Annotated in this window: 20 protein-coding genes (1 of these 20 cut by a window edge); 13 read left to right on the top strand and 7 right to left on the bottom strand. The window is 65.2% G+C overall.

From position 1 onward, the window contains the following. The first annotated feature begins 106 nt into the window (after window positions 1-106). On the top strand, window positions 107-982 hold the full coding sequence (locus tag BMZ97_RS17850) for an HpcH/HpaI aldolase/citrate lyase family protein (RefSeq protein ID WP_092172361.1): 876 nt from the start codon (window positions 107-109) through the stop codon (window positions 980-982). A gap of 110 nt (window positions 983-1,092) precedes the next feature. Here BMZ97_RS17850 and ppa read toward each other — a convergent pair whose 3' ends face one another. Further along, entirely contained in the window at window positions 1,093-1,629 is a 537-nt protein-coding gene (gene ppa, locus BMZ97_RS17855; protein WP_092172364.1) for an inorganic diphosphatase, read from the bottom strand. An 88-nt stretch (window positions 1,630-1,717) separates the two neighbouring features. Further along, the gene (locus BMZ97_RS17860) at window positions 1,718-2,371 is read right to left on the bottom strand and encodes a pentapeptide repeat-containing protein (RefSeq protein ID WP_210188278.1); all 654 of its coding nucleotides are present in this window, start codon (window positions 2,369-2,371) and stop codon (window positions 1,718-1,720) included. Window positions 2,372-2,618: 247 nt separating this feature from the next. Between BMZ97_RS17860 and BMZ97_RS17865 the strand changes: the two genes are divergently transcribed. Further along, window positions 2,619-3,341, top strand: coding sequence for a fused DSP-PTPase phosphatase/NAD kinase-like protein (locus BMZ97_RS17865; protein WP_244546469.1), 723 nt, complete (start codon window positions 2,619-2,621; stop codon window positions 3,339-3,341). 140 nt (window positions 3,342-3,481) lie between these two features. Here BMZ97_RS17865 and BMZ97_RS17870 read toward each other — a convergent pair whose 3' ends face one another. Beyond that, window positions 3,482-4,828, bottom strand: coding sequence for a hypothetical protein (locus BMZ97_RS17870; protein ID WP_139221251.1), 1,347 nt, complete (start codon window positions 4,826-4,828; stop codon window positions 3,482-3,484). Window positions 4,829-5,246: 418 nt separating this feature from the next. Next, window positions 5,247-5,912 (bottom strand): DUF1684 domain-containing protein, encoded by a 666-nt coding sequence (locus BMZ97_RS17875; RefSeq protein ID WP_244546470.1) that lies wholly within the window; start codon window positions 5,910-5,912, stop codon window positions 5,247-5,249. 273 nt (window positions 5,913-6,185) lie between these two features. Between BMZ97_RS17875 and BMZ97_RS17880 the strand changes: the two genes are divergently transcribed. The 3 genes from BMZ97_RS17880 to BMZ97_RS17890 all read left to right on the top strand — a co-directional run bounded on the left by BMZ97_RS17880 (window position 6,186) and on the right by BMZ97_RS17890 (window position 9,262). After that, entirely contained in the window at window positions 6,186-7,262 is a 1,077-nt protein-coding gene (locus BMZ97_RS17880; RefSeq protein WP_092172376.1) for a tryptophan 2,3-dioxygenase family protein, read from the top strand. After that, window positions 7,262-8,446, top strand: a complete 1,185-nt coding sequence (locus BMZ97_RS17885; protein ID WP_092172379.1) for an aminotransferase — start codon at window positions 7,262-7,264, stop codon at window positions 8,444-8,446. Before BMZ97_RS17880 ends, BMZ97_RS17885 begins: the two co-directional genes overlap by 1 nt. A gap of 330 nt (window positions 8,447-8,776) precedes the next feature. Then, the gene (locus BMZ97_RS17890; protein WP_092172522.1) at window positions 8,777-9,262 is read left to right on the top strand and encodes a L,D-transpeptidase; all 486 of its coding nucleotides are present in this window, start codon (window positions 8,777-8,779) and stop codon (window positions 9,260-9,262) included. A gap of 119 nt (window positions 9,263-9,381) precedes the next feature. On the opposite strand, the gene BMZ97_RS17895 is transcribed toward BMZ97_RS17890, so the two are convergent. After that, window positions 9,382-10,329 carry a 2-hydroxyacid dehydrogenase gene (locus BMZ97_RS17895; protein ID WP_092172382.1) on the bottom strand — a complete coding sequence of 316 codons (948 nt, stop codon included), beginning with the start codon at window positions 10,327-10,329 and terminating at the stop codon, window positions 9,382-9,384. 264 nt (window positions 10,330-10,593) lie between these two features. Here BMZ97_RS17895 and BMZ97_RS17900 point away from each other — a divergent pair, with 264 nt between their 5' ends. Further along, a complete protein-coding gene (locus BMZ97_RS17900; RefSeq protein ID WP_092172385.1) occupies window positions 10,594-10,911 on the top strand; it encodes a DUF2853 family protein in 318 nt (105 codons plus the stop codon). Between the two features lie 63 nt (window positions 10,912-10,974). On the opposite strand, the gene BMZ97_RS17905 is transcribed toward BMZ97_RS17900, so the two are convergent. Further along, window positions 10,975-12,279: a class I SAM-dependent methyltransferase gene (locus BMZ97_RS17905; protein ID WP_092172388.1), complete on the bottom strand. Its 1,305-nt coding sequence runs from the start codon at window positions 12,277-12,279 to the stop codon at window positions 10,975-10,977. A gap of 151 nt (window positions 12,280-12,430) precedes the next feature. Here BMZ97_RS17905 and BMZ97_RS30795 point away from each other — a divergent pair, with 151 nt between their 5' ends. Then, window positions 12,431-13,222 carry a hypothetical protein gene (locus tag BMZ97_RS30795; protein ID WP_139221252.1) on the top strand — a complete coding sequence of 264 codons (792 nt, stop codon included), beginning with the start codon at window positions 12,431-12,433 and terminating at the stop codon, window positions 13,220-13,222. Between the two features lie 14 nt (window positions 13,223-13,236). Here the strand turns inward: BMZ97_RS30795 and BMZ97_RS17910 are convergent, their stop codons facing one another. After that, on the bottom strand, window positions 13,237-13,467 hold the full coding sequence (locus tag BMZ97_RS17910; RefSeq protein WP_092172391.1) for a DUF1674 domain-containing protein: 231 nt from the start codon (window positions 13,465-13,467) through the stop codon (window positions 13,237-13,239). Between the two features lie 126 nt (window positions 13,468-13,593). Between BMZ97_RS17910 and htpX the strand changes: the two genes are divergently transcribed. The 6 genes from htpX to BMZ97_RS17935 all read left to right on the top strand — a co-directional run. Continuing rightward, entirely contained in the window at window positions 13,594-14,529 is a 936-nt protein-coding gene (gene htpX / locus BMZ97_RS17915; protein ID WP_092172525.1) for a zinc metalloprotease HtpX, read from the top strand. A gap of 1 nt (window position 14,530) precedes the next feature. After that, a complete protein-coding gene (locus BMZ97_RS17920; RefSeq protein ID WP_092172394.1) occupies window positions 14,531-15,910 on the top strand; it encodes an RsmB/NOP family class I SAM-dependent RNA methyltransferase in 1,380 nt (459 codons plus the stop codon). 57 nt (window positions 15,911-15,967) lie between these two features. Beyond that, window positions 15,968-16,090: a hypothetical protein gene (locus BMZ97_RS31750; RefSeq protein WP_280141755.1), complete on the top strand. Its 123-nt coding sequence runs from the start codon at window positions 15,968-15,970 to the stop codon at window positions 16,088-16,090. Window positions 16,091-16,205: 115 nt separating this feature from the next. Continuing rightward, window positions 16,206-17,819, top strand: a complete 1,614-nt coding sequence (locus tag BMZ97_RS17925) for a heparinase II/III family protein (protein WP_244546471.1) — start codon at window positions 16,206-16,208, stop codon at window positions 17,817-17,819. Window positions 17,820-17,908: 89 nt separating this feature from the next. Further along, window positions 17,909-19,501, top strand: a complete 1,593-nt coding sequence (purH, locus tag BMZ97_RS17930) for a bifunctional phosphoribosylaminoimidazolecarboxamide formyltransferase/IMP cyclohydrolase (RefSeq protein ID WP_092172400.1) — start codon at window positions 17,909-17,911, stop codon at window positions 19,499-19,501. A 227-nt stretch (window positions 19,502-19,728) separates the two neighbouring features. Further along, window positions 19,729-20,330, top strand: partial view of a low temperature requirement protein A gene (locus BMZ97_RS17935; RefSeq protein WP_092172403.1) — the 5' portion only. The gene runs 577 nt beyond the window's last position; 602 of the gene's 1,179 nt are visible here — the first part of the coding sequence; the start codon lies at window positions 19,729-19,731; its stop codon lies beyond the right edge, outside the window.

The following is a 20,330-nucleotide window of genomic DNA, read 5'->3' on the forward strand; positions in this document are numbered from 1 at the left end:
TAGTGTGCAGTGCAGCGAAGAGTGGCGACAATGCCGCCCGAGCTGGATGCGAAACAGCGATAACCGGCCTTTCGCGCGAGTCCCGCGTTAGATTTGAGAGATTGCCATGACCACAATCCGCCCACGCCGCAGCGTCCTCTACATGCCCGGCTCCAACGCCCGCGCGCTCGAAAAGGCCCGCGAGATCGCCGCCGATGCCCTGATCCTCGACCTCGAAGACGCCGTCGCGCCCGACGCCAAGGAGATAGCCCGCGCCCAGGTCTGCGCCGCCGTAAAGGCCGGCGGCTATGGCCGGCGCGAGCTCGTGATCCGTATCAACGGCCTCGACACGCCCTGGTTTGCCGCCGATCTTGCCGCCGCCGCAGAGGCCAAGCCCGACGCCATCCTGGTCCCAAAGGTCTCCTCGCCCGAAACCCTGCAGCAGATCGGCACCTTGCTCGACGGCCTTTGGGCCGCCCCCGAGATCCGCGTCTGGGCGATGATCGAGACCCCGCTCGCCGTCCTCGACGCCGAGCGCATCGCGCGCGCGGTGCAGGACCGCCGGACGCGGCTGGCCTGTTTCGTGATGGGCACCAACGACCTCGCCAAGGAGACGCGCGCCCGCTTCGTGCCCGGCCGCGCGCCGATGCTGCCCTGGCTGACGACGGCGATCCTCGCCGCCCGCGCCTATGGCATCGACATCATCGACGGCGTCTATAACGACCTCAAGGACGAGGCCGGCTTCACGGCGGAATGCGAGCAGGGCCGCGATCTCGGCTTTGACGGCAAGACGCTGATCCATCCCGGGCAGGTCGCAACCGCCAACGCGGTCTTCGCGCCCGACGACGTCGAACTCTCGCGGGCGAGGGCGATCATCGCCGCCTTCGACCAGCCGGAGAACGCCGACAAGGGCGCGCTCCAGCTCGACGGCCGCATGGTCGAGCGGCTGCATGCCGAGATGGCCAAGCGCGTGGTGGCGCTGGGCGAGGCGATCGGGGCCTGATCCACACCGTCATGCTCGGGCTTGTCCCGAGCATCCACGTCTCGAACACCAAGCTCGATCAGCGAAGACGTGGATGGTCGCCACAAGGGCGACCATGACGGACGGAGGGGTTACTTCTTCGCCGCCTTGGCCCGATCGATCGCCTCGAGGATGAGCTGCTTGGCCTTGGCGGCGTCGCCCCAGCCGGTGAGCTTCACCCATTTGCCGGGCTCGAGATCCTTGTAGTGCTCGAAGAAGTGCTGGATCTGGTCGAGCGTGATCTTCGGCAGATCGGTGTAGTTGTGCACGTTCTCGTAGCGCTTGGTCAGCTTGGGCACCGGCACGGCGATGATCTTCTCGTCGCCGCCGCCCTCGTCCTCCATCATCATCACGCCGATCGGCCGCACGGCGATATAGGAGCCGGGGATCAGCGGGCGGGTGTTGGCGACCAGCACGTCGCAAGGATCGCCATCCTCGGACAGCGTATGCGGAATGAAGCCGTAATTCCCGGGATAGCGCATCGGCGTATAGAGGAAGCGGTCGACGAAGAGCGTTCCGGCCTCCTTGTCCATCTCGTATTTGATCGGCTCGCCGCCGATCGCCACTTCGATGACGACGTTGACTTCGTCGGGAGGATTCTTGCCGATGGAAATGGCGTCGAGGCGCATAAGTCTTGACCTGTGGCGATGGAAACTGGCGGGTCTTATGCGTGTTTGGACGCAAAAGTCCAAGTTAAGATTAAAAGCCGGGTCCGGCTCAGCTCACCTTGAGGCCGAGTTCGGCCAGCATCTGCCCGGCCTGCTGCCGTGAAATCGTCGCGCCCCGGAACAACGCGGCATCGCCGAGCCGCAAGCCGCCGAGATCCGCGCCGCGCAAATCGGCCCCCTCAAAACGGGCCCCGGTCAGATTGGCGTCGCGCAGGCTGCAATCCTCCAGCACCGCGTCGCGAAAATCGGCTTTCCTGAGATCGGCCTGGCCAAGATCGAGCCGCTGCAGCCGCATCTTCCGGAAGGAGAAACCCGGCAGCTTCGCGGCAACCAGCAGCGTCTCCTCGAAGATCGCACCCAATGTCTTGGCCTCGGACATGTCCGCTCCCGTGAGCTTGCAGCTCCGGAAAGCCGCGGAGGCCAGCAGCGAGCGTCGAAAGCTCGCATTGTTAAAGTCCCCGGCTTGAAAGACCGCTTCGGTCAGGGTGCTGCTGCTGAAATCGGCGAAAGCGCCCCGACAGCCCGACCAGCTGGAGCCGTCGAGGCGGGCGCCCTTGAAGCTGGTCCGGCGCAGCAGGCAGCGTTCAAAAACCCAGCCGGCCAGGCTGAGGCCGGCGAGATCGACGCCCTCGATATCGCAACCGACAAGCAGCGCCGGCCCTTCCGCCGCCAGCGCCTCGACGGCCGGGCGGGTCAGTGTCACCTCGGTGATCCATCGCGCGGAAGAGGGTGTGGCCATCGCCCATCCCTAGAGCAGGATGCGAAAAAGTGGGAACCGGTTTTTCGCGTCGATCCTGTTCTCTCGCCGAGACGCTCCATGCACCCAAGGTCGCGCGGCACTCCAGGCCAGACCGCGCGGCGCAGCCGCCCTCTCATTTGCACCGCGGGCCCGGCACTGGTATCGGGCGCGCTATGAAGATGGATCAAACCAGCTCCCGCGAGGCCTGCCCTTGCTGAACCGCCTGCGCCCCGACGAGGATCGTTATGCGCGCCGCATGGCCCGTATCGCGCGCTGGGACCGGCCGATAAGTGGCAAGGCCGACCGCCTGCGCGCCTGGGCTAATATGCTGCTGGTCGATCACGGCATCTTCCGTCTCGCCTATCTCAACGCCCATCGCGTTACGCCACAGCTCTGGCGCGCGGCCCAGCCTGCGCCGGGTCAGATCGCGAAATTCGCTCGCGAGGGCGTCAAGACCATCGTCAATCTGCGCGGCGGGCGCGAGCATGGCTCCTGGCCATTGCAGCGCGAGGCTTGCGAGCGCCACGGCATCACCCTCGTCGATTTCGTCCTGCGCTCGCGCGGCGCGCCCGAACGCGAGACCATCCTGGGCGCCAAGGCCTTCTTCGCCGGGCTGACGGAGCCCGCGCTGGTGCATTGCAAATCGGGCGCCGACCGCGCCGGCTTCTTCGCGGCGCTCTATCTGCTGATCCATGAGGAGCGGCCGCTTGAGGAAGCGACCCGCCAGCTTTCCCTGCGCTACGGTCATTTCCGCTTCGCCAAGACCGGGATTCTCGACGCTTTCTTCGAGACCTATCGCCGCGAGGGCCACGCCAAGGGCATGCCCTTCCTCGACTGGGTCGCGAAAGACTACGACCCCGAGCGGCTGGAGCGCGACTTCAAGCCGGGCTTCCTGTCCTCGCTGATCGCCGACAGGCTGATCCGGCGGGAATAGAGCGCCTGGAGCATTTTCGAGCGAAGTGGACACCGGTCCGCGTAAAGAAAATGCGATAAAACAAGAAGATAGAGCACTTGCGAGGAAAGGCGGGTACCGCTTTTTTCGCGAGGAGCAATGCTCTCAACTCTTGGAATTACTCATCCCCGTGCGACGGCAAACCCGTCCACGCCGAAGCGTGTCCAGGCGAACTGGACATGCGCCAGCATCCGCGCCAGCGAGACCAGGCCGATCGCCCCGAGCAGCGCCAGCGACAAGGTACCGAACCAGGCCATGACGAGCCCCGCCGCCAGAAGCGCGATGGCGTTGGTGAGAACCTGGCGGCGCGGAGAGCGCGAGAGCGAGGCGATTTCGTGCAAGGGCGTGACCAGCGCGATGCCGCCATAGAACAGCGCCATGATCGCAACGGTCTCGCCGACGCCCTCCCATTGCGTGCCGTCGAGCACGACATCGGCGCCCATGGCGACGAGGGCGATGGCGGCGAACAGCGCCGCCGCCGCGACCATCAGGCCAAGCGTCACGAAACGGACCCAGGCTTGCCGGCTCTCGGCGGCGCGCGCACGCAGGCTCGACAACACGAGCGGCACCGAGACCGCGGAGAACATCTGGGTCGGCACCTCGAGCAGGCGCATCGCCAGCGCGACATGGGCGGCCAGCAGCGGGTTGCTCGCATAAGGCAGGGCGAGCAGCGGCGCCACCATGAAGCCGAAGGACAGGAGTGCGGAGGGCAAGAGGAAACGCGGTGCGGTGCGCCAGCGGCTCGCCGATTCCCTCAGCTCGAGCCGCGACCAGACTTCGCGCCGTACCAGACCCGCCAGCGCCGCGCGCCGGCGCCAGACCAGATAGCAGGCCGAGACGACATGGCCGATCGCGTCGGCTGCAAACAGCGCGACCGAGGTCGCGCCCAGCGGCCAGATCAGCAGGACCATCATGCCGGGCTGGACCAGCGCCTGAACGACATTGCTGTTGCCGATCGCAGCGAAATCCCCTTCCGCCGTCGCCTCCGAGGAGACGAGCCGGATCACCGCCCGCCCGGCCAGCGACACCAGGAACAAGGCCCCATAGGTCGCGACCACCCAGCCGGCAGCGCCCGCCACAGCGATGCCCAGCGCGGCCACAGTGAGGAACGCGCCCCCTGCCGCAAGCGCCAGCCGGAACGCCCGCGCCAGCCTGTCCTGGTCGCTGCTCTGGAAGAACACCGCCTCGAAACGCAGCAGCGTCGCGATCGAGACGAAATTGGCGAGCGCTGAAAACACCGCGAAATCGGCGAAAACCTGCGCCGGGCACAAGGCCGCGGCCGCAAGCAGGCCCCAGACGGAGAGAAAGCGTGCCTGGACGAAGCGCAGGGCCAGCATCAGCCCCGAGGCCAATCCGGCCCGTGCAGCGGCCGAGCCTTCTGCCGCGATCTCCTCGGCAGGCGTAACCGGCGCCGACGGCGCAACGCCGACCGGGAACGCCGTCCGCTCGAGGATCAGATGCGCGGCCATATCCACGTCCATGCTCGGGATATCGGACAGGTCATCGCCGCTGGCTTCCCGGAGGTCACGACGAGAGGACGCAGCCGCCAGCGGATCAGGAGGTCTGATCACGGAACACAGCTCTGCCCGAGACACGGTGCGCCTTCATGGTTAACGAAGTCTTATGCGGGCGAATGACCACGGAGCACGCCTCAGAGGGAACAGGGCTCTCCGTCAAGTCCGTGGCCAAAAAATGGCGCAATTTGACGCAGCGTTAGGCAAACCAAGCTGTTTTGTTTGGAAAAATTCCAGAAAATGAGCACTCCCCGGCGAAATTTGGCGAAATCTCCCCTAGCGTCATCATCCCCTGGAAACAAAACGACCAGGCCTGTCGCCATGCCCAGGCCGAGCTCCCAAGCCTCCTTCGCAGCCGGCCCCGATGACCGATTCAATCGATGCGATCACGCTCGCCGGCGCCAATCGGCACGGCAAGGCGGTTCTCGTGCGGAGAGAGCGGGCAGACCCAGGCTTCGGAATAGGCGCAGGACGGGTAATAGGCGAAATTGAAATCGAGGATCAGCCGGCCGTCCGGCGTGGCGCCGAGATCGGCGCTCTTGATCGTGTCGAGCAGATAGCGGCCACCGGCGAATGTGTCGCAGCCATTGCTCGCATCGCCGAAGGGCAGGAAGGTGCCGCCGCCATAGCCTGCGATCCAGTACAGCGTCAGATCCCGGCCCAGCGGCCCCGCCAACCCCTCGGTCAGCGCATAGGGAACGAGCCTCATCAGCCCATCCTTGCCGGCCTCGACCGGAATCGCCTCGCGATCGACGGCAGGCACGAGGCCAACCTCGAAACGCAGGGCCGGATCATAGGGAAAGCAGGCGATGCCGGTGAATTCGGCACGGCCCTTCCCCGTCAAGGGCGATTGCGGATGCTCGCGAAACAGCCGGTCGCGCGCCGCCCGCCAACGCTGCCAGCCGTCCTGCGGCGGCAGCGCCCTCACCTCGGCGTAAAGATCGGCGATCTGCCGCCGCCAATCCTGCAGCGTGCTGAAGCGCGTGAAATCAGCCACGGAGGCTGTGGGAGTGGACAAAGTCATGGCGCGTGCAGTCATCGCAAATCCTCCCGGCCAATCCTCGCCGGCTTCACGTCTCGTGCAGGCAACGCCGGCGCGACGCGCCCGTTCCATGAGACAGCCCTGCGCCAAGTTTAGTACCCAGCGCTGCCAGAACCTGTCAGCGGGCGGGCAGGATGGGGCAGCGCTTCGCCCCATGTGGCTGTCACGAATCCGCGAGGCGGGAGCCATCATGCCGTCGAGTCCGCCTTGATCGCGCGGCTCCATCATTTTAAGCTTAAAATATTGGAGCTCCGGAATCGGGACTGGATCATGTCGGAAGCGACCCGCAGACTGTCCTATGGCAGCTATCTCCAGGTCGACCGGCTGCTCTCCTGCCAGGAGCCGGAAAGCCTGAAGACCGGCGCGCCGGCGCATGACGAGATGCTCTTCATCATCGTCCACCAGGCCTATGAGCTTTGGTTCCGGCAGATCCTGCACGAGCTCGACCGGATCCAGGCCGATTTCGCGGCGAGCACGGTCGCCGACGAGCATCTCGGCCGCATCAATGCCGGGCTCAGCCGCATCCATGAGATCCTGAAGCTGCTGGTCGGGCAGCTCGACGTGTTGGAAACGATGACGCCGGCAGGCTTCCTCGAATTCCGAGACCTGCTGACACCGGCCTCGGGCTTCCAGTCCGTGCAGTTCCGATTGATCGAGGCGCGGCTCGGCCTGCATGACGACGCCCGCATCCGCATCGACGAGCAAAGCATGCGCGAGCGGCTCGCGCCCGAGGACCGCGACAAGCTGAGCGCGGACACAAATCCCTCGCTGCTCTCCCAGCTCGACGCCTGGCTGGCGCGCACGCCCTTCGTGGCGCTGGGCGACTACAGCTTTCGCGAGAGTTACCGGGCTGCAGTGATCGCCGCGTTGCGGCGCGACGCCACCAGCATCAGCGCAGACCCCGCTTTGCCCGAGCCGCAGCGGCAGGCCGACGCGGCCGCGATCGAGCAGGCGCTCGCCCGCTTCCGGGCGCTGTTCGAGCCCGACGCCACGACCTCGACCTGGCGGATGTCGGCCCGCGCCATCGAGGCGGCCTTGTTCATCTCGCTCTATCGCGACATGCCGGTGCTGCAGCTGCCCTTCCGGCTGCTGCAGGCGCTGATGGACATCGACGAGAGCCTGACGCTCTGGCGCCTGCGCCATGCCTTGATGGTCGAGCGCATGATCGGCGTCAGGCCCGGTACCGGCGGCTCATCGGGCTCCGGCTATCTCAAGGCGACGGCGGAGAAGCACCGCATCTTCATCGATCTCTTCCACCTCTCGACCTATCTGCTCGGCCCACGCGACCTGCCGGCCCTGCCCGACGCCCTGCGCCGGCGCATGGGCTTCAGCTACGGGGCGGCCTGATGGTAGGGGCCGGGGACTGGACGCGCCACTTCTCGCGCTTTCGCGGCGCCGCTCCTGAACGCATCAACCTCGCCGCGCACAGCCATCATGACTGGCCCGACGTCACCTTCGCAGCGCAGGGGATGGCGTGGCTCGATGCGGCGCAGCGCGCCGGCGATAAATGGGATTGCGTCTTCGGCGAGGTCATTCCGGCAGTCCAGGCCGGCATCGCCCGGCATCTCGCCTTGCCCGATCCGGCGACGATCGCCTTTGCGCCCAACACGCATGAATTCCTGCGCCGCCTGCTCTCCTGCCTACCGGAGGGCGGGCTGCCCCGCATATTGACCACCAGGGCGGAGTTCCACACCGCGCGGCGGCAGCTCACGCGGCTGGCCGAAGAGGGGCTGATCGTGCTGGACGACATCCCCGCCGAACCCTTGGCGAGCCTGCATGAGCGCCTCAAGGCAGCGATCGCAGCCGGCGGGCACGACCTGATCTATCTCAGCCAGGTCCTGTTCAATTCCGGCGCGACCAGCGGCGATCTCGCCGCTCTCGTCGATGCCGTGCCCTCACCCGAGACCTTCATCGCCCTCGACGGCTATCACGGCTACCTCGCTTTGCCGACAAACCTCGCCGCCATCGCCAACCGCGCTTTCTACATCGCGGGCGGCTACAAATACGCCATGGCCGGCGAGGGCAGCTGCTTCATGCACTGCCCGCCGGGCTTTGGCCCGCGCCCACGCGACACCGGCTGGTTTGCCGCCTTCGGAGCGCTCGCTGCACCTCCCGGCAGCACGGTCGGCTATCCCGCTGACGGCGGACGCTTCCTCGGCGCGACCTTCGACCCGTCCGGCCTCTATCGCATGCGCGCCGTGCTCGACTGGATGCAGGCGGAGGCTCTCGACGCGGCGCCCATCCACGCGCATGCGATTGCCCTGATGCAGCGCTTCCTCGCCGGGCTCGATACGCTGGACCTCCCCGGGCTCGCGCGCACCGCGCTGATCACGCCACTGCACGACCCCGCCGGTCACGGCAATTTCCTGGCCTACAGGACGCCGGCCGCCGGCGCGTTTGAGGCCGCATTGGCGAAGCTCGGTATCGCCACCGACCACCGGGGCGACGTGCTGCGTTTCGGCTTCGGCCTGGCGCTGTCGGAAAGCGACATCGATGCCGCGCTTGAGCGGATGAAGGCGTTGCGAAGCTAAAAGACGGCTCAGGACTGCCATGAGCCCTCATCCTGAGGAGCGCTCCGCAGGAGCGCGTCTCGAAGGATGCTCCAGGAGGCTCCCCTGCAAGCTGGAACATCCTTCGAGACGCCGCTTCGCGGCTCCTCAGGATGAGAGCTGAGGTTCCAGTCGGCTTGCAAGTCGCGGGATCCAGGCAATTCACCCGCGATTCATCCTGAATCCAGGCTTCACCATATCGCTCAACCGCTGATTCACCGGCGCCGCGCGAGATCTGCCGCAACCTGGATTGCGGGAGGTTCAATCGTGACCAGACGCCATACACCGATCGACCTGCTCTTCGCCGCGGCGATGTCGCTGCTCTTCATCGTCTTCGCCGGCCGGCCGGTGCTGGCGCGCGAACTCGTCGAGGCGCCCGATGCGCGCTACCTGCCCGGCACGATCGTGATCCGCACGGCCGAGCGCCGGCTCTATTTCGTCAACGCGCCGGGCACCGCGATCCGTTACCAGATCGCCGTCGGCAAGGCCGGCAAGCAATGGCGTGGCGTCAAATATGTCGAGGAATTGCAGGTCGATCCGGCCTGGAGCCCGCCCGCCTCGGTCAAGCGCGACAATCCGCGCCTGCCCGACGTCATTCCCGGCGGCTCACCGCGCAACCCGATGGGCGCGCGCGTCATCGGGCTCGGGCCGGGCGGCGAATATGCGATCCACGGCACCAATATGCCCAATACGATCGGCACCTTCGCCTCCTATGGCTGCTTTCGCATGCATAACGAGGATGTCGTCGATCTCTACGAGCGCGTCCGCATGGGCACGCCCGTCGTCGTCCTGCCGTAGATCACGTCGCATTCGGACGGCTCCGTCCGAATGCGACGTGATCTTTTCCAAAAAAGGGCGAGAGCATCGCTCTTGCGAAAAACCGGTACCCATTTTTTCGCGCGATGCTCTAAAACGCCTTACAGCGCGACCGGCGAGAGCAGCGGCTTGCCCGCGAAATAGGCCTCCAGATTGCCAAGCAGCAGATCCTGCTGGGCAATCTGCGCCGATTCCGCATTGGCGGCGATATGCGGCGTCAGCACGACGTTCTCGAGCACTTTGAGCCGGTCCGGTACCTGCGGCTCGTGCTCATAGACATCCAGCGCCGCACCCGCGATCAGATTGGTCTCCAGGGCCTCGCACAGGGCCTCCTCATCGACCGCGATGCCGCGCGAGATATTGATGAGATGACCCTCCGGTCCGAGCGCGCGCAGCACTTGCGCATTGATGGCGTGGCGGGTCTCGATGCTGGCGCGCACCGCCACGATCAGCACATCGGCCCAGCTTGCGAGCCCGAGCAGGCTGTCATGATAGAGATAGGGCAGCTCCGGCCGCTGCGAGCGGTTGTGATAGCCGATCGTCATGTCGAAGGCGGCCGCGCGGCTGGCGATGCGGGCGCCGATGGCGCCTAGCCCATAGATTCCGAGCTTGCGCCCCGCCAAACCCGGCACATTGGGCATGCGCTGGACCGAATTGCCCTGCCAGAGCCCGGCCCGCACGAAACGCTCGGCAGCGCCGATCCGGCGGGCCGAGGCCAGCAGCAGGCCCATGGCGAATTCGGCGACGCTCGTCGCATTGGCGTCGGCGGCGTTGCTCAGCTTGATGCCGCGCGCCTTCGCACAGGCCCGGTCAACGCCTTCGATGCCAGTGCCGTAGCAGGAGATCAATCCGAGCTTCGGCAGCGCGTCGATCAGCGCGGCGTCGGTCGTCAGCGATCCCATGGTGAGCAGCGCCTGCGCCGCCTCGGCTCCCTCCGGCAGGGCGTCAGGCGCGGAACGCTCCATCGGGCCCAGCAGCACATAGCGCTCCTGCAAACGCTCGACGAGGCGCGCAGGCATGCGTGGTGCCATCAGGATCGTCGGCTTCATCGGTCTGCAATCTCCGGTTCATGCGCCGAGTTCATGCGCATTGCATCGCAGCATTCCGGGAGCCACACCTCAACCCGTCCTGGAGCGACAACAGACATATCGCCCACGCAGAACGAGAGATGCATGATTGATGCGGCGCAACATGGAAAAAGCCCTGTCGCGGCTTTTTCGCCCCTCGCCTGCGACAAAAAAGCGCGTTAACGTTTCCTTGCTCGACATCAGACACGCCAAGCGCGCAAGCGCCGGGCTCACAAGGGGCTACAGATGGATCATCTCGCTGACGTCAAGAAATTCGCCAAGAAGCCGCTGAATGAGGCGGCTTTTGCCGGAATGTCGAAATCCTACGCCCTCGTCATGGGCAAGCCCGATACGCGCTACGTCGCCTGCTCCGATCCAGCCGAGCTGGATCGCGTTCGCGAGAATTTCCTGAAGAAGAAGCTCGGCCTCAAGACCGCCGATCTCGATGCCTCGATCAAGGCGACATGCGAGCATATGAAGGCCGACAAGACCAAGTCGCGCCTGACCTTCTACTATCTGCTGGCCGAGCATTACGGAAAGCTGGATCTCTTCGTGAAGAAGTGAAATTCCGGCAGTCGGCATTGGGCAGTCGGCAGTCGTGAGACCCGACTGCCTATTGCCCACGACCTACTGCCGATACAGATCCTCACGCGTCAGCGGCAGACCAGAGGCGCCCTTGCGGCGCTTGGAGGCCAGCGTCTGGTTGACCAGCGCGCCGCCGCGCTCGAACGCCAGCGAGCAGCCGGCGAGATAAAGCAGCCACATCCGGGTGCGCTCGGGGCCGATCTCGGCCTCGGCTTCGGCCTTGCGGGCTTCCAGCCGCTCCCACCAGAGCCGCGTCGTGCGCTGGTAGTGCTCGCGCCAACCCTCGACATCATGCACCTCGAAGCCGTTTCGCTCGAGATTGGCGATCGACATACCGAGATGGTCGAGCTCGCCGCCGGGGAAGATGTAGCGCACCAGGGCGCGGTATTCCGCCGGCATCTTGTTGAAGGCCTTCTCGGTCTTCTTGGCGCGGCGCGAGATCGTGTGGTGCAGATACAAGCCGCGCGGGCGCAAGAGCCGGTTCACCGCCTTGAAATAGGTCGGGTGGTTGGCGATGCCGACATGCTCGAACATGCCGATCGAAGAGATCTTGTCGAACTCGCCCTCCATCTGGGTGAAATCCTTGAGATGGAGCGTGACCTTCCCCTCGAGGCCGAGCCGCGCCACCTTCTCGCGCGCCAGGGCCAGCTGCTCCTCGGCCAGCGTCACGCCATGCGCCTCGACGCCGTAATGCTGCGCGGCATGGCAGATCAGCGCGCCCCAGCCGCAGCCGATATCGAGAAAGCGGTCGCCGGGCTTCAGCCGCAGCTTGCGGCAGATCATGTCGAGCTTGTCGCGCTGGGCACGGTCGAGATCGCCATGATCCTCCGTGAAATAGGCGCAGGTGTAGACCATCTCCTCATCGAGGAAGAGCCGGTAGAAGGCGTTCGAGACGTCGTAATGATAGGCGATATTGGCCTTGTTGGTGGCGGGCGCGCCATCTCGGGCGATCTCATCGCCCTTGATATGGGCCACAGCGCTCGGCGCTTCGCCCGGCGCAAACAGGAAGCGACGGACGACATCGAAGGCGGCCGCCTTCGAAATGCCGCGCGCCAGCCTGCCGACCTTGCCCTCCGGCCGCGCCGCCGCGAGATCGAAGATCGAGCCGTTGAGCAGGGAAATCCGGTCGGTGACGTGGAGGTTCAGCAGCGTGTCGAGCTTGGGCTTGCGCAGCAGCGCGGCGACGACGCCGGCGTCGCGGATGGCGATGCCCAGCCCGTTCTGCGGCCAGTCAGCCGGCACATGCGAGCCGTCCCAGAGCCGGAAGCCGAGCTTGAGCCCGAGCTTCTGATGCGCCTCGGTCAAAAGCCGCCGCAACGCGGCGAGACGCTTGTCGTCGCTGTTCATACGGAACCGTCCCAGTCTTGAGTCTCCGACTGTTTGAACGGAGCTGGCGAGCTTGGCAAGCAACTGCGATCGTCACCAATTGAAGCATTTTCAAATAGGGTATATATCATGCAATTCTAGCGGCAATACGTCTTTTACGGGATAGATAGAGATGTTTAATTGCTATGTGCCAGCCATCGTTTCTCTCGCATCACAGTTAACACTCGAGCAAGTCATCAGAAACGACGACTTAGTCGGCGAACGGGCAGCTTCTTCAAATCTAAACCAGGAAGAAATTGAGAGAATATCCGGTTGGATGAATATAGCGACAAAGGTATCTGATGAATTCGAAATGGGACCCGCCCACGCCAGAATCAAAATAATATCAAAGAAACTCAAAAATAAAATTTCGCACCGTGAAATATCGACAGAGATCAGAGTATTAAGAGAGACAATGGATGAAGGGTATAAATCTCAGTTAATTTATAGATATCCAGACCAAAAGAAAACGATTTTCAAAAACTGGGCCGTTGATTGGGCGGATACCGTATCGAAATTCCCCTCAACAAAGAAGGATGTATATTGCGCCGTGGATCTTTGGGCCCTCGGCCATAATACAGCCAGCGTATTTCATCTGATGCGAGTGCTAGAATATGGACTTCGAGCGATGGCAAATGATGTTAACGCGAATTTTGAGTATGAAAATTGGCAAAACATCATCGAGAAAATAGAATCAAACATAAAAATAGAAACGAAACAATTGCCAAAAGGCTCAGCGCGTAGTGAGAGATTAAAATTCTTATCGGAAGCCGCGAAGGAATTAGTTTATTTTAAAGACGGTTGGCGAAATTTCGTCTCCCACAACAGGGTTGAATACAGTGAAGAACAAGCGTTTATTGCTTTGAATCACGTCCGGTATTTCATGACAACTCTAGCATCAAAACTTACAGAAATATCTGAATAAGCGACCATAATCTCTCAGAAATCGCTCGCGATCCCCTTCACCTCCCAATCATTGTAGCGCGCCGGCTCCAGGCCGCCGCGGCCATTGATCTCCTTGTCCCGCGCGACTTCAGCCGCATGGGCGTCGATCTCGGCGCGCCGCGCCTGCGCTTCGGCAAGGGCGCGCTGCGCCGCCGGCGAAAGCGGCTTGGCAGGCGCGGCGTCCTGCGCGGTGGCGGGGAGCTGCTCGACGGGCTTTTCGGTCATTGGCGGCATCATCTCTTACAGCATCAACTCTTGCAGGATCGGCATCCACTTCACCACATAAGGCGGAAATCCGCATCGCGGGAGGGGCGCAGCGCCTCTGCCCGCATGATCTGCAAGGGAGCCTTGATGAACTACGTCCGCACCTTCATGCTGATGGCTGGCCTCACCGCGCTCTTCGCCGTGGTCGGCTATCTGCTGGGCGGCCCGGGCGGCATGCTGGTGGCGCTCGCCATCGCGGCTGCGACCAATCTTTTCAGCTACTGGAATTCCGACAGGCTGGCGCTCGCCGCCCATAATGCGCAGGAGGTCGATGAGGCGAGCGCGCCCGAGCTCTACGGTATGGTCCGCGACCTCGCCGCCCGCGCCAACATGCCGATGCCGCGCGTTTATCTGATCCAGGAGGACCAGCCCAACGCCTTCGCCACCGGCCGCAATCCGCAGAACGCTGCCGTTGCCGCAACGACGGGCATCCTGCGCACGCTCACTTATGAGGAGCTGGCCGGCGTGATGGCGCATGAGCTCGCCCACATCAAGAACCACGACACGCTGACCATGACGATCACCGCGACCATGGCCGGCGCGATCTCCTCGCTCACGACTTTCGGCATGTTCTTCGGCTCACGCGAGAACCGCCCTGGGTTCATCGTCCAGATCCTGATTTCGGTGCTCGCGCCGCTTGCCGCCATGGTGATCCAGATGGCGATCTCGCGTTCGCGCGAATACGAGGCCGACCGGCTCGGCGGCGAAATCGCCGGCAATCCGGTCTGGCTGGCGGACGCTCTGGCCAAGATCGCGGGAGGCGTCGCGCATATTCCCAACGAGACGGCGGAGGCGAAGCCTGCTACGGCGCACATGTTCATCATCAATCCCCTGAGCGGACGCGGCATGGATTCCCTGTTTTCGACCCACCCCGACACCGGCAATCGCATCGCCGCACTGATGGAGCAGGCCCGCGCCAAAGGCCTCGGCACAATGGGCGTTGGTGCCACCACCAGTGGCTTCACCAGCCAGGCCAGCCAGAGCCCCTGGAACAGCGACCGCACACCCGGTCCCTGGGGCTGACATGGCCAAGCAAGCAGATGTGAACCCGGAACTGAACGAGACCGCAGCGCAGACAGGCGAGCCCGTGCCGGGCCTGCCGGCGCGGCGCCTCGCGGCGACGCTGATCGACGAGGTGCTCAAGGCCCGGCTCGCGCTGGACGAGACCTATGAGCGGCTCGCGCCGACATTCGGGCTCGATGCCGCCGACGCCGCTCTGGCGCGCGCCATCGCGATCACCGCCTTCCGCCGGCTCGGCACGATCCAGCATGCGATCAATGCCAGGCTCGAACGCGGCAGCCCGCGCAATTCAGGCCCCTTCGAGCCGATCCTCGTCGCTGCGGCAGCCCAGATCCTCTTCCTCGACGTGCCCGACCATGCCGCCGTCGATCTCGCCATCCGCCATCTCCATGAGGATGCGCGCTCCTCGCGCTATGTCTCGCTCGGCAACGCTCTGCTGCGCCGGCTCGCCCGCGAACGCGATGCCATCCTCGGCGAGGCGCTCGACCCGTTCCTCGACACGCCGGAATGGCTCGCCGAGAGCTGGATCGAGAACTATGGCGAAGAGACCGCCGCCGCCATCGCCGCCAGCCATCGCGACGAACCGCCGCTCGACATCAGCGTGAAGGATGACGCGGCCGGCTGGGCCGAGAAGCTCGACGGGCTCCTGCTGCCAACCGGCTCGGTCCGGCTACGCGAACGCCAGAGCATCACCGGCCTGCCCGGCTTCGATGAAGGCGCCTGGTGGGTGCAGGACGCCGCAGCCGCCCTGCCGGTTCGCCTGCTGGCGCCCAAGCCCGGTGAGCGCATCGCCGATCTCTGCGCCGCGCCTGGCGGCAAGACCGCCCAGCTCGCCGCGGCAGGCGCCCATGTCACCGCCGTCGATCGTTCGGGGCCACGCCTGCGCCGCCTCAGGGCCAATCTGGAGCGACTCGGGCTCTCCGCCGAGATCGTCACCAAGGACGCGGCACTCTGGCAGGCAGAGCCCTTCGACGCGGTTCTGCTCGACGCGCCCTGCAGCGCCACCGGCACGATCCGTCGGCATCCCGACGTTGCCTGGACCAAGACGCCGGAAGACCGCGACAAGCTCGCCGCATTGCAAGCGCGCCTGCTGGAAGCCGCCGCGCGCCTGACCAAGCCCGGCGGACGCCTGATCTACTGCACCTGCTCGCTCGAACCGCAGGAGGGCGAGCAGCAGATCGAGGTTTTCCTGGCGGAGAATCCCGATTTCAAGCGCTCGCCCATCACAGCCGATGAGATCGGCGGTGTCGAGGGCGCGATCGACCGTCACGGCGATCTGCGGACCCTGCCGCACCAGCTGAAACATGACGGTCCACGTTTATCGGGATGGGCGGGATTTTATGCATGCCGCCTGATCAGGCGGGAGACGGATGACGTCAAATAGATGCGCCAAGCGATTCTGTTTGATGCCTGAATCCGCCTCTTATCAAAAGCTTAGAGCATGATGCCGGCCGAAGACCGGTTTCCCCTTTTCGGCATCATGCTCTATGACGGAGCCGAGATTCGCATGGTGGGACGCCATGCGCGGGTACGGGGCGGCGTGGGCATTGAGCGGCTGGTCTGAGCGACGAGGACTTGCCCGGGCTGCGATCGGACGGGCGGCGCGGCGGACCCGTGGCCATCTCGTCGGCGTGGCGCGCAAGGCTTGGCCGTTCGGCAGAGCCCCCGCGACGCGGCTGTTGTTTGCACCGCATGATTTGCGCACCGCCGACCCGACGACGGCAGGCGACATCTATTCCGGCTATTACGCCTTCGCCGGCCGCACCTTGCGCACCCATGGCGAATCGCCCTTCGATTGCGTAGCGCCGAGCGATGCCTGGGCCGAGGCGCTGCACGGCTTCGGCTGGCTGCGCCATATGCGCTCCGCCGACACCGCGATTGCACGCGCCAATGCGCGCGCTTTGGTCGAGGATTTCATTGCCAGGAAACGCTACCGCAACGAGGTCTCGCGCCGCCCCCACGTCGCGGCGAGGCGATTGATCTCCTTTCTGTCGCATTCGCCGCTGCTGCTCGAAGGCGCCGACCACGCCTTCTATGAGCGCTTCCTGCGCCATATCTCGCGCCTGACCGACCGGCTGACTTTGGCGCTGGCCGGCGCGGTCGACGGGGTGGCCAGGCTGCAATGCCTGACCGCGGTCTCCTTCGCGACGATTTGCCTGGATGGCCAGGATGCGCGCCGTCGACGCTATGATCTGGCGCTCTCCGACGAGCTCGATCACCAGATTCTGCCCGATGGCGGGCATCTCAGCCGCAATCCCCGGCAACTGATCGAGCTTCTGCTCGATCTCCTGCCGCTGCGCGAGACCTTCGCGGCGCGCGGGCTGGAGCCGCCGCGCGGCGTGCTGATGGCGATCGAGCGGATGATGCCGCATCTCAGGCTGTTCCGGCATGGCGACGGCGCGCTCGCTTTGTTCAACGGCATGGGCACGACACCGCCCGATCTGATGGCGACGCTTGCCGCCTATGACGACGCCCGCGCCCGGCCGATCGAGCAGGCGGCCTATTCCGGCTACAGCCGGCTGTCGGGAGACCGCAGCATCGTCGTCGTCGATGCCGGTGCGGCGCCGCGTGGCGCGCAGTCGATCGAGGCACATGCCGGCTGTCTCGCCTTCGAGTTCTCCAGCGGCGGTCAGCGCATCGTCGTCAATTGCGGCACGAGCCGCTTCGGCCCGCCGGAATTGCGCCTCGCCATGCGCAGTACTGCAGCGCATTCGACACTCACCCTCGACGAGCGCTCCAGCGCGACCTTCGGGCTGGTGCTCGGCGAACGGCGGATCATCGCCGGCCCGCAGGATGTGCGAGTCGCGCGCCAGGACACGCAAGCCGGCCCGGAATGGGTCGCAAGCCATGACGGCTATCGCCGCAGCCTGGGCGCCGTGCATACGCGCCGGCTGATGCTCACCAAGGACGGCGCATCGCTCACTGGCGAGGACGAGATCGCCTTGTCCGCCGAGCGCGATACGCTGTCGGCGGTGGCGCGCTTCCATCTCCATCCCGGCGTCAAGCCGAGCCTGATCCGCGAGGGCGAGGGCGCGCTGCTGGCGTTGCCCTCCGGCGAGGTCTGGGCCTTCGACGCCGGTGGCCTGCGCGTGACGATCGAGGAGAGCATCTTCCTCGCCTCAGCCGATGGCGGGCGCCGCACCGAACAGCTCTGCATCGATTTCGACGCCGTGGCGACGCCGCGGATCATCTGGCGTTTCAGCCGCGTCAGCGCCGCCCCGCCGCGCAGCGCGCGCCTCCGCAGCGAGCCGGCTCCGGTCGAATTGCCGCTCGACCCGCCGGCTGAGGCCTGAGCCTTCACGGCAACGAGTTTTGCTTTGCGCGCTGCAGCATGATAGCTCGCGCGCAACAGTTTTTTAAGCCAGCACCGGACTGAACCCAGATGCCGACAGAGCTTCGCCGCGTCGAACGCGCCCTCCTTTCCGTCTCCGACAAAACCGGGCTGATCGATTTCGCCCGCGCCCTGAACCGCCTCGGCATTGCCCTGGTCTCGACCGGCGGCACCGCCAAGGCGATCGCCGAAGCCGGCCTGCCCGTGACCGATGTCTCGGACCTGACCGGCTTTCCCGAGATGATGGACGGGCGCGTCAAGACGCTGCACCCGAAGGTGCATGGCGGCCTGCTCGCCATTCGCTCCCATCCCGAGCACCAGGCCTCGATGCTCGGCCACGGCATTGCGCCGATCGACCTGCTCGTCGTCAATCTCTACCCCTTCGAGGCGACGGTCGCGGCCGGCAAGCCTTATGACGACTGCATCGAGAACATCGATATCGGCGGGCCGGCGATGATCCGCGCCGCCGCCAAGAACCACAACGACGTCGCTGTCGTGGTCGAGCCGGCCGATTACGCCGCCGTCCTGAGCGATCTCGAGGCCCATAAGGGCGCGACCACGCTGACGCTGCGCCGCAAGCTCGCTCAGAAGGCCTATGCCCGCACCGGCGCCTATGATGCGGCGATCTCGAACTGGTTCGCCAATGAGCTCGGCGACACGGCGCCGGCCTATCGTGCGCTCGGCGGCGCGCTCGCCGAGACGATGCGCTATGGCGAGAATCCCCATCAATGGGCAGCGTTCTACCGCACCCCGGAACAGCGTCCCGGCGTCGCGACCGCGCGCCAGCTGCAGGGCAAGCAGCTCTCCTACAACAACATCAACGATACCGACGCCGCCTTCGAATGCGTCTCGGAATTCGACCCGGCGATCTTGGCCGCCTGCGCCATCATCAAGCACGCCAACCCTTGCGGCGTCGCGACCGGCGCCACGCTCAGCGAGGCCTATGCCCGCGCCCTGGCCTGCGACCCCGTCTCGGCCTTTGGCGGCATCATCGCCTTCAACCGCACGCTGGACGGGGCAACCGCCCGCGACATCGTCAAGATCCTCACCGAAGTGATCATCGCGCCCGACGCCGATGAGGAGGCGATCGCGGTCATCGCCGGCAAGAAGAACCTGCGCTTGCTGCTGACGGGCGGCTTGTCGAACCCGCGCGCCACCGGCCTGTCCCTGCGCACCGTCTCGGGCGGCTTCCTCGCCCAGGCCCGCGACAATGCCGTCGTCGACGACATGGAACTCAAGGTCGTCACCAAGCGCCAGCCGAGCGAGGCCGAGCTCGCCGATCTGCGCTTCGCCTTCCGCGTCGCCAAGCATGTCAAGTCGAACGCCATCGTCTACGTCAAGGACGGCGCGACCGTCGGCATCGGCGCCGGCCAGATGAGCCGGGTCGATTCCTCACGCATCGCGGCCTGGAAGGCGGGCGAGGCTGCCAAGGCGCTGGGTTCGAGCGAGAGCCTGGCCAAGGGCTCGGTCGTCGCCTCCGACGCCTTCTTCCCCTTCGCCGACGGCCTGCTGGCGGCAGCCGAGGCCGGCGCGACGGCGGTGATCCAGCCCGGCGGCTCGCTGCGTGATGACGAAGTCATCAAGGCCGCCGATGAGGCCGGCCTCGCCATGGTCTTCACCGGACACCGCCACTTCCGGCACTGAGGCTGAGCTTCAGCGTCGACGCCCTCATCAAAACACGCCGTCATCCCGGGCGTAGCGAAGCGGAGACCCGGGATCCATTCCTGAGCTTATCCAGACAAGGTTCAGGAATGGATCCCGGATCTGCGCCGCTGTGCGGCTTGTCCGGGATGACGGCGCGCTCTTGACGAGGGGGGGGTCGACGTCTTCCCCAACGGGGCCTTACTCTACCGCGAGGGGATGAGGGCGGCATGACGCAGGACCATGGGGGACGGACGCTGCTGCGCGAACGCGTCGCGCATCAGCACAACAAGGTCTCGTTCGTCGAGCTGTTCTTCGATCTCGTCTTCGTCTTCGCGATCACTCAGATCTCGCACACGCTGCTGGAGCATTTTTCGCCGCTCGGCCTCGCCCAGGCGGTGCTGCTGCTCGGCGCGGTGTGGTGGGTCTGGGTCTATACGAGCTGGGTGACCAACTGGCTCGACCCCGAGACGACGCCGGTGCGGTTGATGCTGTTCGCATTGATGTTCGCCGGCCTGATTCTCTCGACCTCCCTGCCGGAAGCCTTCGAGGGGCGCGGCCTGATCTTCGCCTGCGCCTATGTGGCGATGCAGCTCGGGCGCAGCATCTTCACCATGCTGAGCCTGAGAGCTCATAGCCCGGCGAATTTCCGCAATTTTCAGCGCATCACACTCTGGCTTAGCCTGTCCGGGCTGTTCTGGATCACGGGGGGATCGGCTGATGGCCAGATGCGCTTCGGGCTCTGGGCGCTGGCGCTGGCCATCGAATATGCCGGCCCCGCGCTCGGCTTCCGCGCTCCCGGCCTCGGCCGTTCGACGACCAGCGACTGGGA

Source organism: Allobosea sp. OK403 (genome assembly GCF_900113835.1).
Classification (GTDB): domain Bacteria; phylum Pseudomonadota; class Alphaproteobacteria; order Rhizobiales; family Beijerinckiaceae; genus Allobosea.

Bases quoted from the DNA above. Each gene is read 5' to 3' on its own strand.
- BMZ97_RS17850 (WP_092172361.1), top strand. From the start codon at position 107: ATGACCACAATCCGCCCACGCCGCAGCGTCCTCTACATGCCCGGCTCC.
- BMZ97_RS17905 (WP_092172388.1), bottom strand. From the start codon at position 12,279: ATGAACAGCGACGACAAGCGTCTCGCCGCGTTGCGGCGGCTTTTGACC.
- BMZ97_RS17910 (WP_092172391.1), bottom strand. From the start codon at position 13,467: ATGACCGAAAAGCCCGTCGAGCAGCTCCCCGCCACCGCGCAGGACGCC.
- BMZ97_RS17890 (WP_092172522.1), top strand. From the start codon at position 8,777: ATGTCGCTGCTCTTCATCGTCTTCGCCGGCCGGCCGGTGCTGGCGCGC.
- BMZ97_RS31750 (WP_280141755.1), top strand. From the start codon at position 15,968: ATGATGCCGGCCGAAGACCGGTTTCCCCTTTTCGGCATCATGCTCTAT.
- purH (WP_092172400.1), top strand. From the start codon at position 17,909: ATGCCGACAGAGCTTCGCCGCGTCGAACGCGCCCTCCTTTCCGTCTCC.
- htpX (WP_092172525.1), top strand. From the start codon at position 13,594: ATGAACTACGTCCGCACCTTCATGCTGATGGCTGGCCTCACCGCGCTC.
- BMZ97_RS17885 (WP_092172379.1), top strand. From the start codon at position 7,262: ATGGTAGGGGCCGGGGACTGGACGCGCCACTTCTCGCGCTTTCGCGGC.
- BMZ97_RS30795 (WP_139221252.1), top strand. From the start codon at position 12,431: ATGTTTAATTGCTATGTGCCAGCCATCGTTTCTCTCGCATCACAGTTA.
- BMZ97_RS17895 (WP_092172382.1), bottom strand. From the start codon at position 10,329: ATGAAGCCGACGATCCTGATGGCACCACGCATGCCTGCGCGCCTCGTC.
- BMZ97_RS17870 (WP_139221251.1), bottom strand. From the start codon at position 4,828: ATGGCCGCGCATCTGATCCTCGAGCGGACGGCGTTCCCGGTCGGCGTT.
- ppa (WP_092172364.1), bottom strand. From the start codon at position 1,629: ATGCGCCTCGACGCCATTTCCATCGGCAAGAATCCTCCCGACGAAGTC.
- BMZ97_RS17900 (WP_092172385.1), top strand. From the start codon at position 10,594: ATGGATCATCTCGCTGACGTCAAGAAATTCGCCAAGAAGCCGCTGAAT.
- BMZ97_RS17875 (WP_244546470.1), bottom strand. From the start codon at position 5,912: ATGACTGCACGCGCCATGACTTTGTCCACTCCCACAGCCTCCGTGGCT.
- BMZ97_RS17920 (WP_092172394.1), top strand. From the start codon at position 14,531: ATGGCCAAGCAAGCAGATGTGAACCCGGAACTGAACGAGACCGCAGCG.
- BMZ97_RS17880 (WP_092172376.1), top strand. From the start codon at position 6,186: ATGTCGGAAGCGACCCGCAGACTGTCCTATGGCAGCTATCTCCAGGTC.